Origin of the sequence: Streptomyces sp. NPDC046915, from assembly GCF_040644935.1 — a bacterium.
GTDB lineage: Bacteria > Actinomycetota > Actinomycetes > Streptomycetales > Streptomycetaceae > Streptomyces.
On record NZ_JBEYXB010000009.1, the window covers coordinates 355,592 to 369,579 of the forward strand.

General features: G+C 75.2%; 6 protein-coding genes, 1 tRNA gene and 1 pseudogene. 5 read left to right on the forward strand and 3 right to left on the reverse strand.

Annotation, left to right across the window (positions count from 1 at the left end):
• Positions 1-58 precede the first annotated feature (58 nt).
• Complete coding sequence (locus ABZ915_RS25000; RefSeq protein ID WP_361807157.1) at positions 59-2,848, forward strand: AAA family ATPase; 2,790 nt, start codon at positions 59-61, stop codon at positions 2,846-2,848.
• On the opposite strand, the gene ABZ915_RS25005 is transcribed toward ABZ915_RS25000, so the two are convergent.
• A complete protein-coding gene (locus tag ABZ915_RS25005) occupies positions 2,754-5,459 on the reverse strand; it encodes an AAA family ATPase (RefSeq protein ID WP_361807160.1) in 2,706 nt (901 codons plus the stop codon). The two genes, ABZ915_RS25000 and ABZ915_RS25005, sit on opposite strands and share 95 nt — an antisense overlap.
• 255 nt (positions 5,460-5,714) lie before the next feature.
• Here ABZ915_RS25005 and ABZ915_RS25010 point away from each other — a divergent pair, with 255 nt between their 5' ends.
• From ABZ915_RS25010 to fdh, 3 genes are all read left to right on the forward strand, one after another.
• The gene (locus ABZ915_RS25010; protein ID WP_361807163.1) at positions 5,715-6,653 is read left to right on the forward strand and encodes a 4Fe-4S dicluster domain-containing protein; all 939 of its coding nucleotides are present in this window, start codon (positions 5,715-5,717) and stop codon (positions 6,651-6,653) included.
• Positions 6,650-7,669 carry an NrfD/PsrC family molybdoenzyme membrane anchor subunit gene (gene nrfD / locus ABZ915_RS25015; RefSeq protein WP_361807165.1) on the forward strand — a complete coding sequence of 340 codons (1,020 nt, stop codon included), beginning with the start codon at positions 6,650-6,652 and terminating at the stop codon, positions 7,667-7,669. The genes ABZ915_RS25010 and nrfD overlap by 4 nt, the downstream gene beginning before the upstream one ends.
• A 131-nt stretch (positions 7,670-7,800) precedes the next feature.
• Positions 7,801-11,061 (forward strand): formate dehydrogenase, encoded by a 3,261-nt coding sequence (gene fdh, locus ABZ915_RS25020; protein WP_361807168.1) that lies wholly within the window; start codon positions 7,801-7,803, stop codon positions 11,059-11,061.
• Here fdh and selD read toward each other — a convergent pair whose 3' ends face one another.
• Positions 11,062-12,078 (reverse strand): selenide, water dikinase SelD, encoded by a 1,017-nt coding sequence (selD, locus tag ABZ915_RS25025; RefSeq protein ID WP_361807171.1) that lies wholly within the window; start codon positions 12,076-12,078, stop codon positions 11,062-11,064.
• Positions 12,079-12,112: 34 nt separating this feature from the next.
• Here selD and ABZ915_RS25030 point away from each other — a divergent pair.
• A tRNA-Sec gene (locus ABZ915_RS25030) sits at positions 12,113-12,205 on the forward strand.
• 35 nt (positions 12,206-12,240) lie between these two features.
• On the opposite strand, the pseudogene ABZ915_RS25035 reads toward ABZ915_RS25030, so the two are convergent.
• Positions 12,241-13,983, reverse strand: a pseudogene (locus ABZ915_RS25035) (SelB C-terminal domain-containing protein); the annotation flags it as partial.
• Positions 13,984-13,988 lie beyond the last annotated feature (5 nt).

Sequence of the window (13,988 nt, forward strand, 5' to 3'; positions counted from 1 at the left end):
CGCTCGGGCAACGCGGCGGTGCCACGATGGCGCCGGGACGAAGGAGGGGGCGGGCACCGTGGGACGAGGACGCGGAGGACGCGGAGGACGCGGAGGACGCGGAGACACCGTCCTCGTCGGCAGGCGCCGTGAACGGGCGGTGCTGGAGCGGTCCTTGGCCGGCGCGCGGGCCGGGGCGGGCGGCTCGGCGACCGTCCTGCGCGGCGACGCCGGCATCGGGAAGACCGCACTGCTGGACTGGACGGCCGAGGGTGCCGCCGAGCAGGGCTTCACCGTCCTGCGGGCGGCGGCCGAAGAGACGGAGACCGGCATCGCCTTCGGGGTCCTGCATCAGGTGCTGGTGCCGCTGCTGGAGAACTCGCGGGAGCTGCCCCGGCAGCAACGGCACGCGCTGGAGCGGGCGCTGGGGCTGCGGGACGGGCTGCCCTCCGGCGGTTTCATGGTCGGCGCGTCCGCGCTGGCCCTGCTCGCTCAGGAGGCGCGCGACCGCCCAGTGCTGATCCTCGTCGACGACCTGCACTGGGTGGACTCCTCCAGCGCCGCCGTCCTGCTCTTCCTGCACCAGCGGATCACGGACCTGCGGGCGGTCATGGTGTGCGCCGGCCGTCCCGACGGCCGCGCGCTGGAGGGCCGGCCCGTCCGTCCGGTGGACGTCGAGGCGTTGTCGCGCGAGGAGTCGTGCGTGCTGCTGCGGCGCCTGCATCCGGGGCTGACGGCCACGACGGCCGCGCGGGTGATGGACGAGGCGGCCGGCAATCCGCTGGCCCTGGCGGAGCTGCCCGGCCAGTTGGCCGGCGAGCAGCGCAGGGGCGTCGTACCACTCCCGGAACGCCTTCCGCTCGGTCAGCGGCTGGAAGCGGAGTACGTACGACGACTGCGCTCGCTGCCCGCGGACGCGGCGCGGGTCCTGCTGCTCGGCGCGCTGGAGGGCAGCGGCGTCCTCCACGAGGCCGTGCCCGGCGGCCGGGGCGGTGCGGAGCGGATGCTCGGCCACATCGAGGGCAGTGGCCTGGCCCGGCTGAACCGCACCGGGCGGCTGGTCTTCCGGCATCCGCTGGTGCGCAGCGCCGTGATCGCCGCCGCCTCGGACGCGGAACGCCGGTCCGCCCACCGGGTGCTGGCCGAGCGGCTCGCCGAGGACGATCCGCGCCGGCTGCCGCACGAGGCCTCGGCCGCCGAGGGGCCGGACGAACGGCTCGCCGCGCGTTTGCAGGAGGCGGGAACCCGGATCGCGCTGCGCGGCGGCGACGCGGAGGGCGCGCTGCTGCTGGACCGCGCGGCGGCCCTGAGCGCGGACCCCGCGCACCGGGCACGGCGGCTGACCTGGGCGGCGGTGATGTCGGCCCGGGGCGGGCGGCTGGCGTACGCGGCGCGGCTGGTGCGGGAGCTGCGGCGGGGACCGGTGCCCGAGGACGTCGCCCCGCTGTTCGCGTACGCGGTCGTGTACGTCGACCAGAGTCACCATGTCGACTTCGGCTCCTCGTTCTCGCTGCTGCCCCGGGCCCTGGCCGCGCTGACCGCACCCGGCGCCCCGGGCTTCGGCGACCTCGTGGAACAGATGGTCTTCAAGCTGCTGCTGGCCTCCGTGTACACGGGTGACGCGAGGGGGTGGGAGACGCTGCGGCGGCACCGTGAGCACCTCTCCCCCGCCGCCCGGCTGTGTCTGCGCGCGTGGGCGGACCCGCCGCGCACGGCGCACGGGGCGGAGGCGGAACTCCGGGCGCTGGTGGCGCGGTCGGCGGCCGGGCGGGAGACGGGCGGCGCCTGGCTGCTGCTGTGGACGGCCGCCGCGGTCGACGGTGCGGACGCGGAGCTGTGGCGGATCCTCGCCGGGGAGCACGCCTACGCCACCCAGGGCTCCCTGGCGAAGGCGCGGTGCTACCAGGGGTTCCTGCGGGGCCGTTGGGAGGCGGCGCAGGACTGTCTGCGGGAGGCCGAGACCGCGGAGGAACTGGGCTACCGCACCAACGCGCTGCTCTTCCGCCACTATCACGCGCACTTCCTGGCGGGCCGTGGGGACGAGCGGGGCCTGGCTCAGGCGCGGGCGCGGATCGAGCCGGCGGCGTCCGGGGCGCGGATGCGGTTCGTCACGGATCGTCTGGACCACCTCGACGCCCTCGTCGACCTGGCCCACGGGCGGTACACGGAGGCGTACACCCGGCTGCGCCGTCTGATGGCCCCGGGCGACCTGCCGCACGGCCTGCCCTGGTTCCACCTGCCGTTCTTCGACTTCGTGGCCGCGAGCCTGGGCTGCGGGCGGCGGGCCGAGGCGCTGGCGCACGTCGCGGCCGGGCGGGCGGCCCGTATGGACGCCATCTCCGCGCACCACGCGTTCCTGCTGGCCGCGGCGACCGCGCTCACGGCGGAGGACGACACGGCTGATGCGGCCTACGCGGCGGCCTACGCCGTGCCGGGCGCCGGCCAGTGGGTGTTCGACCTGGCCCGGCTGCGGCTGGCGGACGGCTCCCGGCTGAGCCGCCTGGGCCGGCGGGCGGAGGCGGACGACCGGCTGCGGGCCGCGAGCCGCGCCTTCCGGGATCTGGGTGCCGGTCCCTGGGAGGAACAGTGCCGGGCCGCGCTCGGCGCTTCCGGGTACACCGGCGCGCCGGGCTCCGGTCCGCTCACGGCGCAGGAGCTGCGCATCGCCCGTCTCGTCGCCACCGGGCTGACGAACAAGGAGGTCGGTGCCGAGCTGCGGCTGTCGCCCCGGACGATCGGGGCGCACCTGTACCGCATCTTCCCGAAGCTGGGGATCACCTCGCGGGCGGCCCTGGCCCGAGCCCTGCCTCAGGAGCGAGTCGGTGCCGGGTCTGCGTCAGGGCCCGGGCCACTCCGCCGCGGGTCGTGATGCCGAGCTTGGGGAAGATCTTGTAGAGGTGGGCGCCGACGGTACGCGGTGACAGTCCGAGCCGCTCACCGATCTGGCGGTTGGTCAGCCCCTCGGCCGCCAGTTCGGCGATCCGCAGTTCCCGCGCGGACAGCAGCGGATGCGGTACGCCGGCGTCGTCCGGTGCCCCGCTGCCCGTGCCCGGCCCGTCGAGGGCGCGGGCGGCCTGTTCGGCCCAGGGGGTGGCGCCGAGGCGGGTGAAGACGGTGAGCGCGGACCGGAAGTGGCCGGCGGCGGCCTCGCGCCGGCCGCCGCGGTGGAGCCGTCCGCCATGCGCGAGGTGGGCCCGGGCGAGCGGGAAGGGCCGGCTGCCGGCGCCCGGGTGGGCGTACACGGCCTCGAACATCCCGTCCGCGTCCTCGTCCGCGGCCGCGAGGGCCTCCGCGACGGCCACCAGGAAACCGTGGTCGGCCGGGACACGGGCGGTTCCGGATTCCCGGACCGCCCGCAGGTGCCGCCGGGCCTCCTCCGGCCGCCCGCTGTCGACGGCGGCCTGTACCCAGTCGACCAGCGACAGGTGGAACCAGGGGGTGCGGGAGGGGACGGTGCCGGGCGGGGGCAGGCGCCGCGCGTACCGCCAGGCCTCCTCGGTCCGGCCGTGGCCGAGCGCGCACAGCACCTCCAGCCCGCTCAGCCGTTCGGTCACGCGTCGCATCCGCCGCTCCCGTGCCATGGTCCCGAGGGCCGGTTCCAGCGCGGCGAGACCGGCGTGGTCCCCGCGGGCGGCGAGCACCTGGGCGGCGTTCAGCAGGAACAGCATCTCGTCGAAGGCGTAGCCGTGGGCGGCGGAGGTTTCGGCACCCTGGCGGGAGACGGTGAGCGAGGCCTCCCAGCGGCCGTGCAGGAAGTCGTCGTGCGCGCGCAGGACGTCCGCGAAGGCCTGGACGGCGGGCACGTCGCGGCGCGCGAGGCGGCCGCACGGCTCGCGGTGCGACCCGGACCAGGCCCGCAAGTACAGCGTCGCCGGATCGAAGGTGCCCGTCATGTGGTGTTCGACGGCGGCCCAGGCCCGCTCGTCGCCGGTGTGGACGGCGACGACGAGCAGCAGGAGCAGCATCGGTTCGCGCAGCCCGGCGCTCAGTTCCCCGGCTCCCGGTGCGGCGGCGTGATCGAGGGCGCCGGGGAGCAGTTCGAGGGCGGGCGTCGGGTCGCCGTCGAGCCGGAGGCGGGCGCAGGCGACGGCGAACGCGTGCGCGGCGGCGGGCTCGGGCCGTCCCGGGCGGGCCTCGGTCTCCGCCTCGGCGGCGAGGTCCGCCGCCGCGCGCGGCCGTCCGCCCCGAGCGGCCATGGCGGCCGCGGCGACGAGGCGCGAGGCCCGGCTCGCCGGGTCCGGGCTCAGACCGGCCGCCCGCGCCATCAGGGCCGCCGCCTCGGTGTCCGCGCCCTGGGCGGCCTTTCGGCCGGCCTCCCCGTGCAGCAGCTCGGCCAGTTCGCCGTCGGTGCCGACGGCGGCGGCCGCCAGATGGGTGATCCGCCGGGCGCCGTCGGCGGGGAGGGCGTCGGCGAGCAGCCGGTGTGCCGCGCGGCGCTCGGCCGGCGCGGCGCTGTGCGGCAGGCAGGCGGGCACCAGGGGATGGTGGAACACCAGACGGCCGGCGGCCGGGTCGGCGTGGGCCAGCCCGGAGGCCTCGATGTGCGCCCAGGTCTCCGCCCAGGGCGAAAGCGCGTCGCGTTCCGTCAGCTCCCGCAGCAGCGAGAGGCGCCGGGCGAAGGCTCCGCCGAGGGCAGCCACCAGCAGCAGGTGCCGGGCGCCGTCCGGAAGGGCCCGCAGCCGGTCCTCGTAGAGGCGCCCGAGACGTTCACCCAGCGGCAGTTCGTCGAACAGTTCGGCGATCCCGGCCGTCCCCGGGCCCGGCAGTTCGTGCAGTGCGAGCGGGTTGCCGCCGGCGGTGCGCAGGACCCGGCGGCGTGTCTCCTCGGGCAGGGCCGGGCGGAGGGTGCGCAGCAGCCGCTCGGCGTCCCGCTCGGCCAAGGGCATCAGGTCGATCACCCGGCCGGGCGGGCCGTCAACGCCGTCACCGGCACCGGTGGGCCGAGTCGCGCCGATGACGACGACGGGCAGCGGGGCCAGGTGCCGCCGGACGTGGTCGAACACGGCGAGACTGGACGGGTCGGCCCACTGGAGGTCGTCCAGGAGTACGACGACCGGTCGGCGCGCGGCGGCCCGGGCGAGCAGGGTGAGGGCGGCGCCGGCCACCGTGCGGGCCTCCGGCGGCGTGCCGTCCCGTACGCCCAACGCGCTCTCCAGGGCGTGCCGTCGCTCCTCCGACAGGGCCCCGGTGTCGTCGAGCAGCGGCCAGAGCACCTGATGCAGCGCGGCGAACGGCAGGCCCGACTCCGCCTCGGCGCCGGTCATCCGCAGCACGCGCGGACCGGTGCGCCGGGCCGTGGCCTCGGCCGCCTTCAGCAGTGTGGTCTTCCCCATCCCGGGATCGCCCCGCAGCACGATCCACGTACCGGCGACCGCGATGTCCGCCAGGGCCGACTCGATCACGGTGATCTGCGCGTCCCGCCCGACCGTGACCGGATCCGGCCCCGCGTCCCGTTCCCCGGGCCTGCCCGCGCCGCTCATGAGCCCCCGTCACCCCGCCCTCTTCCACCGCGCCCCGCACGTGCCGCTCCCCCCGGCCACCGGCCCAGTAGACCAGACGGGCACCCGGCGCGACGCCCACGCGACCCGACGAGGGGTGAGCCGCCGGTCCCGGCCGGGTTCCGGCACCGTTTCGGGCGAGCGGTGGACGGGCACCCGTGCCAGGCTCGGAAGGGAGCGCTCCGGGTGAGGGGCGGGACTTCGCCGTGCACGAGTCGCGAGCGAGGAGGTTGTCGAATGGACCGGGACAACCAGTGGTACGGGCCGCAGCCGGACGTGGCCGGCGCCGCCGGGTACACCGACGCCCCACCGCGCATGGGGTTCTTCACGGACACCTCCGTCTGCATCGGCTGCAAGGCGTGCGAGGTGGCCTGCAAGGAGTGGAACGCCGTGCCCGAGGACGGCCTGGAGCTGACGGGCATGTCGTACGACAACACCCAGGGCCTCGGCGCGGACACCTGGCGGCACGTGGCCTTCATCGAGCAGCGCAGGCCACCGGCCGGACCGGAGCCCGGCACCGGCCCCGAGGGCGTCGATGTCTTCGAGGCGGCGCGCGGTCTCGAAGCCCCGGCCGGGACGATCGCCCCCGTGGCCCCCGACGGGCGGACCGAGCTGCGCTGGCTGATGTCCTCGGACGTCTGCAAGCACTGCACGCACGCGGCCTGTCTCGACGTGTGCCCGACCGGTTCGCTGTTCCGGACCGAGTTCGGGACGGTGGTCGTCCAGGAGGACATCTGCAACGGCTGCGGGTACTGCGTACCGGCCTGCCCGTACGGCGTCATCGACCAGCGGAAGGAGGACGGACGCGCCTGGAAGTGCACCCTGTGCTACGACCGGCTCGGCGAAGGGATGGAACCGGCCTGCGCCAAGGCGTGCCCGACCGAGTCCATCCAGTTCGGCCCGCTGGACGAGCTGCACGAGCGGGCGGCGGGCCGGGTGGCACAGCTGCACGCGGCCGGGGTGACCGACGCCCGGCTGTACGGCGAGAGCCCGCAGGACGGTGTCGGCGGCGACGGGGCGTTCTTCCTGCTGCTGGACGAGCCGGAGGTCTACGGTCTGCCGCCGGACCCGGTGGTCACCACCCGGGACCTGCCCGCCATGTGGCGGCACGCCGCGACGGCCGCCGTCTCGCTGGTGGCGATGGCCGCCGTCAGCTTCGCCAGGAGGCCGCGATGACCGGTTCGGACATCACCCGCGGCGGCATGGAGGGGGCGCGGCCCGCGCGGGAGGCCATGCCGGGGGCCCAGGGCCCACGTCGGCGGCGGCGCCGGGGACGCGGCGAGCAGTCCATGGTGCCGGAGGCGGAGTTCGCGTCGTACTACGGCCGGCCGATCCTGCACCAGCCGACGTGGAAACCCCTCGACATCGCCGGATACCTCTGTCTGGGCGGGCTCGCGGGTTCCTCGTCGCTGCTCGCCGCCGGGGCGCAGGCCACCGGGCGGCCCGCGCTGGCCCGGCCGGCGAAGCTGGGCGCGGTCGGCGCGATCACGCTTTCGCTGGGCGCGCTCGTCCATGACCTGGGGCGGCCCGGCCGGTTCCTGAACATGCTGCGCGTCCTCAAGCCCACCTCGCCGATGAGCGTGGGGTCGTGGCTGCTGGCCGGTTACGCGCCGCTCACGGCGATCGCGGCGGCCACGGATGTCGCGGGCCGCTACCGCCTCGTCGGCTCCGCCGCGACGGCGGCGTCCGCCGTCCTCGGTCCGGCCGTCGTCACGTACACCGCCGTGCTGATCGCGGACACCGCCGTGCCGTCCTGGCACGAGGGCTTCCGGCAGCTGCCGTTCGTCTTCGCGGGGTCCGGAGCGAGCGCGGCGGCCGGGCTGGCCCTGGTCTGCTCCCCGGCGGACCAGGCGGGGCCCGCGCGCCGCATGGCGGTCCTCGGGGCCGCGCTGGAGCTGGGGGCCTTCCGGGCGATGAAGCGGCACATGGGCCTGGTGGCCGAACCGTACGAGGAGGGCAGGGCGCTGGTGCTGCTGCGGACGGCGGAGCTGCTGACGGCGGGCGGGGCCGCGCTGGCGGCGTGCGCGGGACGGTACCGGGACCGGCGCCTGGCGGTGGCGGCGGGTGCCGCCCTGCTGACGGGTTCCGCCGCGCTGCGGTTCGGTGTCTTCCACGCCGGGGTGGCCTCCGCGCAGGATCCCAAGTACACGGTTCTCCCGCAGCGGGAGCGGCTGGCGGCCCGCGCCCGCTGACGACTGTCGTTTCGGCGGTGACCCGTGGGGTACCTGGCAGCGGATGCCGGGTCGGCCCCGCGGCGGGACAATCTCCGCAGGAGGAACGGGAGCCGCCGGCCGCGGCACCCGGCACCGGAAGGGCGCAGGACATGGGCGTACGCACCTGGATCGACTCCTGGCCGGTCTACCGCCAGCTCACGGGCACGGACCCGCTGGGCCGGGGCGCCGCGGCCAAGAGCGGGACCAGCGCGCGCCTTACCCCGAGGGTCGCCACCGCCGACCGGGTGGTGAAGTCGGTGTGCCCGTACTGCGCGGTGGGCTGCGGCCAGAACGTGTACGTCCAGGACGGGCGGGTCACCCAGATCGAGGGCGACCCCGACTCCCCCATCTCGCGCGGGCGGCTGTGCCCGAAGGGCTCGGCGAGCCTCCAGCTGACCACCGGTGACGCCCGTGAGTACCAGGTGCTCCACCGGCGCCCGCACGGCACCGAGTGGGAGCACCTCGATCTGGACACGGCCATGCACATGATCGCCGACCGGGTGATCGCGGCGCGGCGCGCGGGCTGGCAGTGGGAGGTCGACGACACCCGCACGCGGCGCACCCTCGGGATCGCGAGCCTGGGCGGGGCGACGCTGGACAACGAAGAGAACTACCTGATCAAGAAGCTGTTCACGGCGCTCGGGGCGATCCAGATCGAGAACCAGGCCCGTGTTTGACACTCCTCCACCGTTCCCGGTCTGGGAACCTCGTTCGGACGCGGCGGCGCGACCACCTTCCAGCAGGACCTTCAGAACGCCGACTGCATCGTCATCCAGGGCTCGAACATGGCCGAGTGCCATCCGGTCGGGTTCCAGTGGGTGATGGAGGCGAAGGCCCGCGGCGCGAAGGTGATCCACGTCGATCCGCGTTTCACCCGCACCAGCGCGCTGGCCGACCTGCACGTGCCGCTGCGCGCGGGCTCGGACATCGCCTTCCTCGGCGGGATGATCAACCACGTCCTGAGCAACGACGCGTACTTCCGTGACTACGTCGTGGCCTACACCAACGCGCCGGTGATCCTGCGCGAGGACTTCCGGGACACCGAGGACCTGGACGGCGTCTTCTCCGGCCTCGACACCGACACCCGCACCTACGACAACCACAGCTGGCAGTACGAGGGCGTGGAGGTGGAGGCCGCCGCGGGCCAGCGCGACCAGCACTACGAGGAGCGCACCGGCGGCGGCCGCTCGGTGAGCGAGGCCGCGGGCGGCGAGGCGCACGGCGCGGGCGGCCCGGCGATCGGCGAGGGCGAGCCGGAGCGGGACGAGACACTGACCCACCCGCGCTGCGTCTTCCAGGTGCTCAAGCGGCACTACGCCCGCTACACGCCGGAGATGGTCGAGCGGATCTGCGGGGTGCCGCAGGACGTCTTCCGCCAGGTGTGCGAGCTCGTCACGGAGAACTCCGGACGGGAGCGGACCACGGCGTTCGCCTACGCGGTCGGCTGGACCCAGCACACGGTGGGCGTCCAGTACATCCGCGCGGCCTCCGTCCTACAGAGCCTGCTCGGCAACATCGGCCGGCCGGGCGGCGGCATCCTCGCGCTGCGCGGGCACGCCTCCATCCAGGGGTCGACAGACATCCCCACCCTGTTCAACCTGCTCCCCGGCTACATCCCGATGCCGCACGCCCACCGGGACCAGGACCTGGAGGCCTTCGTGCGGGCGGACGCGGCGCACAAGGGTTACTGGGGCAACATGCGCTCCTATCTGGTGAGCCTGCTCAAGGCGTACTGGGGCGACGCCGCGACCCCGGACAACGACTTCTGCTTCGACTACCTGCCGCGTCTGACGGGCTCCCACTCCACCTACGAGACCGTCATGGCCCAGCTGGAGGGCATCTGCAAGGGCTACTTCCTCATGGGGGAGAACCCCACCGTCGGCTCGGCCAACTCCAAGCTCCAGCGGCTGGGCATGGCCAACCTGGACTGGCTCGTCGTACGGGACTTCTCGCTGATCGAGTCGGCCACCTGGTGGAAGGACGGTCCTGAGATCGAGACGGGCGAGCTGCGCACCGAGGACATCCGCACCGAGGTGTTCTTCCTGCCCGCCGCCGCGCACACCGAGAAGGACGGCAGCTTCACCAACACCCAGCGGCTGCTCCAGTGGCACCACCAGGCCGTCGAGCCGCCCGGCGAGTCGCGCAGCGACCTGTGGTTCACCTACCACCTCGGGCGGATCATCCGGGAGAAGCTCGCCGGGTCCGACGACTCGATGGACCGGCCCGTGCTCGATCTGACCTGGGACTACCCCACCAAGGGCTTCCAGGCCGAGCCGGACGCGGAGGCCGTCCTCGCCGAGATCAACGGCCGCGACGCCGACGGCGGCCCCCTGTCGTCGTACGAGCAGCTGAAGCCCGACGGCTCCACCGCCTGCGGCTGCTGGATCTACTGCGGGGTGTACGCCGACGGCGTCAACCAGGCCGCCCGCCGCACACCGGGCCAGGAGCAGGACTGGGTCGCGGCCGACTGGGCCTGGGCCTGGCCGGCCAACCGGCGCATCCTGTACAACCGCGCCTCGGCCGACCCGGACGGCAAACCCTGGAGCGAGCGCAAGGCGCTGGTGTGGTGGGACGCGGAGCAGGGGCAGTGGACCGGCCACGACGTCCCCGACTTCAAGAAGGACAAGTCCCCCGGCCACCGTCCGCCGCCGGACGCGGAGGGCCCCGAGGCGCTGTCGGGCACGGACGCGTTCATCATGCAGGCCGACGGCAAGGCCTGGCTGTACGTCCCGTCCGGGCTGACCGACGGCCCGCTCCCGACGCACTACGAGCCGCAGGACTCGCCGTTCCCCAACCTGCTGTACGACCGGCAGCGCAACCCGGTACGGCAGTTGCTGCCGCCGCACCCGGACAACCGCTACCAGCCGAGCGCCGGCGAGCCCGGCACCGAGGTGTTCCCGTACGTCGCCACGACCTACCGGCTGACCGAACACCACACGGCGGGCGGCATGTCCCGCTGGCAGCCCTATCTGGCGGAGCTTCAGCCGGAGTTCTTCTGCGAGGTGTCGCCGGAACTCGCCGCCGAACGCGGGCTGGAGCACACCGGCTGGGCGACGATCGTCAGCGCGCGGGCTGTCATCGAGGCGCGGGTGCTGGTCACCGACCGGGTTCCGCCGCTGACCGTGCACGGGCGCACCCTGCACCAGGTGGGACTGCCCTACCACTGGGGGCCGAACGGCTACAGCACCGGCGACGCGGCCAACGAGCTGGTGCATCTGTCCCTCGACCCCAACACCCACATCCAGGAGACGAAGGCGTTCGCCGTCGACATCCGGCCGGGACGCCGTCCCCGGGGCCCGGCCGCCGTGGAGCTGGTGCGGGTCTACCGGGCGCGGGCGGGCATCGACGAGCGGACGGGCACGGAGCTGTGATCACCTGAGCACGATCGAGTGGGCTGCGCGCGGCACCAGTTCCCCGACCACCGGCGCTCCGGGCACCTCCCCGGCGACCAGCAGCCCGCCCGAGGTCTGGGCGTCGGCCAGCAGCAGCCGGGTGTCGGCGTCCGTGTCCCCGAAGTCCGTGAACGGCGCGACCCACTCCAGGTTGCGCCGGGTGCCGCCGCTGACGTATCCGGCGCGCACGGCCTCCCGGGCGCCGTCCAGGTAGGGCACGGCGGCGGTGTCCACCACCGCGGTCACGCCCGACGCTCGGGCCAGCTTGTGCAGATGGCCGAGGAAGCCGAAGCCGGTGACGTCGGTGGCGCAGGAGGCACCGGCGGCCAGGGCGGCGGCGGACGCGTCCCGGTTGAGCGCCACCATGGTGGCGACCGCCTGCTCGAACCGCTCGCCGGTGGCCTTGTGACGGTTGTTCAGCACGCCCAGGCCGAGGGGCTTGGTCAGCGACAGCGGCAGACCGGGCCGGCCGGCGTCGTTGCGGAGCAGCCGGGCCGGGTCCGCGACACCGGTGACGGCCATGCCGTACTTGGGTTCCGGGTCGTCGACGCTGTGTCCGCCGCCGATGTGACAGCCCGCCTCCGTGGCCACGTCCAGTCCGCCGCGCAGCACCTCGCGGGCCAGGTCGAAGGGCAGCCGGTCGCGGGGCCAGGCCAGCAGGTTGACCGCGAGGAGGGGCCGGCCGCCCATCGCGTAGACGTCCGACAGGGCGTTGGCGGCGGCGATGCGGCCCCAGTCGTACGGGTCGTCGACGACGGGTGTGAAGAAGTCGGCGGTGGACACCACGGCCGTGTTCTCCTGCCCGGGAAGCGTGACGACGGCCGCGTCGTCGCCGGTGGCGAGCCCGACCAGCAGCGGACTGCCGGCCCCGGCGGGCGAGGGCGCCGTCAGACCGCTGACGACCTCCTCCAGCTCACCGGGCGGGATCTTGCAGGCACAGCCGCCGCCGTGGGCGAACTGCGTGAGCCTGACGGCTGCTTGGCGGGTCGGTGTCATGCCGGTCTCCTGGGGAACTAGCCTGGCGGTCGGTGGAGGCGTGTGGGTGCCTGGTGGCCCTCCCGGTCTTCAAAACCGAGGTGCCCGAGGATCTCGGGCAGGCGGGTTCGATTCCCGTCCGCCTCCGCTCCCCGGGCCCTCGCGGCAGCGCCGGCGCTGCTCGTCCACGCGCTCGGTGTGTCCGCAGACGTCCAGGAACTCCAGCAGCGGCACGGCGACCCGGCGTGTGGTGTCGAGTGCCCGGCGGGCCTCGCTCACCGTGAACGGCTGGGGCAGCCCGCGCAGGACGGCCACGGCCTGCCCGTCCGCGCCGGGGAGCAGCACGATGCCGTCGGCGATCTTCAGCAGCGCGCCCGCCGAGACGGCGGCGGCCACCGCCCTGCGGTCCAGTCCCAGCCGCGTCAGCCGGTCGGCCTCGGGCGCGCGGAACGGCGTACGGGCCAGGTCGCGGCGTACGGCGTCGACGGCCGCCGCGATCGGCGCCGGCAGTGCCGGGCGGGTGCTGCCGGGGCCGTACAGGCGGCCCTGGCGGCCGGTCAGCCGAGGCTCACCGCGCGCGAGGGCGTCGACGAGGGTCCGGTCGGGCAGCCCCAGCAGGTGGCGGGCCGCCTCGGTGGGCAGGCCGGGCTCCAGGGGGTGGGCCTTCGCGTGCCGGGCCGCCTCCGCCGCCAGCCGCTCGCGCAGTGCCGTCCAGTGCGTCTCGTCGGCCAGCCAGTCCCCGGCGACCGGCGGGGCGGGCGGCGGCACGCCCATCGCGAGGAGGTCCGAGCGGCGCACCAGGCCGCGCCTGCGCACCTCCGCCGTGCCGTCCGGGTGGCCGGTCATGGCCGCGAGTTCCGCCGCCCGGGCCCGCCCGGCGCCGCGCCGGGCCAGCCGTGGCGGCCGGACGTCCAGTACGGTCACCCCGCACGGGGTGCGCCCGCCGCCCGGCTCGCGCAGCACCGCCCGGTCGCCGACCCGCAGGGGCAGGGGGCGGGCGAGGGTGAGCCGGGCGGTGTCCGGGCCCAGCGGGCGGACGGTCACGGGGACGGCGGCCGTACCGATGTGCAGGGTGACCGTCCGGGGCAGATCGCCGACCGGCTCGCCGACGACCCGGACGTCCACCAGGGCGGTGGTCAGCCAGCGGCCGGGGGTCAGCAGCACCTGTCCGCGGCCGAGCGCACCGTCCGAGGGGCCGTGCACATTGACGGCCACCCGTGCCACACCGCCGGCCTCGGAGCGTTCCTCGTGCAGGCACTGGAGCCCGCGCACCCTCAGCTCGGCGGAGCCGTCCGCCGTGACGAGACGGTCGCCCACCCGGAGGGTGCCCGCGCCGAGGGTGCCCGTCACCACGGTGCCGTGGCCCCGCACGGTGAACGCCCGGTCCAGCCACAGCCGCACGTCCGCGTCGGCGGGCGGCACGGGCAGTGCTCCGGCCAGGCGGGCCAGTTCGGCGCGCAGGTCGTCCAGTCCGGCGCCGGTGACCGCGCTCACCGCGACGGACGGCACCTTGCCGAGCGAGGTCGCGGCCATGCGCTCCACGGCGTCGGCGCGCACCGGCTCGGGGTCCGCCAGGTCGCTGCGGGTCACCGCGAGCACGGCGTGCCGCACGCCGAGCGCGTCCAGGATCGCCAGGTGCTCCTGGGACTGCGGCTGCCAGCCCTGGTCGGCGGCCACCACGAACAGGACGGCGGGCACGGGCCCGACCCCGGCCAGCATGGTCGCGACGAACCGCTCGTGGCCCGGGACGTCCACGAAGGCGAGGTGCTCGCCTTCCGGCAGCAGCGGTGTCCAGACGAAGCCCAGGTCGAGGGTGAGCCCCCGGCGCCGCTCCTCCTCCAAGCGGTCGGGTTCCATCCCGGTCAGCGCCCGTACCAGCGCCGACTTGCCGTGGTCGACGTGCCCGGCGGTGGCCAGCACCCGCATGGCGG

Bases quoted from the DNA above. Each gene is read 5' to 3' on its own strand.
- nrfD (WP_361807165.1), top strand. From the start codon at position 6,650: ATGACCGGTTCGGACATCACCCGCGGCGGCATGGAGGGGGCGCGGCCC.
- ABZ915_RS25010 (WP_361807163.1), top strand. From the start codon at position 5,715: ATGGACCGGGACAACCAGTGGTACGGGCCGCAGCCGGACGTGGCCGGC.
- ABZ915_RS25005 (WP_361807160.1), bottom strand. From the start codon at position 5,459: ATGAGCGGCGCGGGCAGGCCCGGGGAACGGGACGCGGGGCCGGATCCG.
- selD (WP_361807171.1), bottom strand. From the start codon at position 12,078: ATGACACCGACCCGCCAAGCAGCCGTCAGGCTCACGCAGTTCGCCCAC.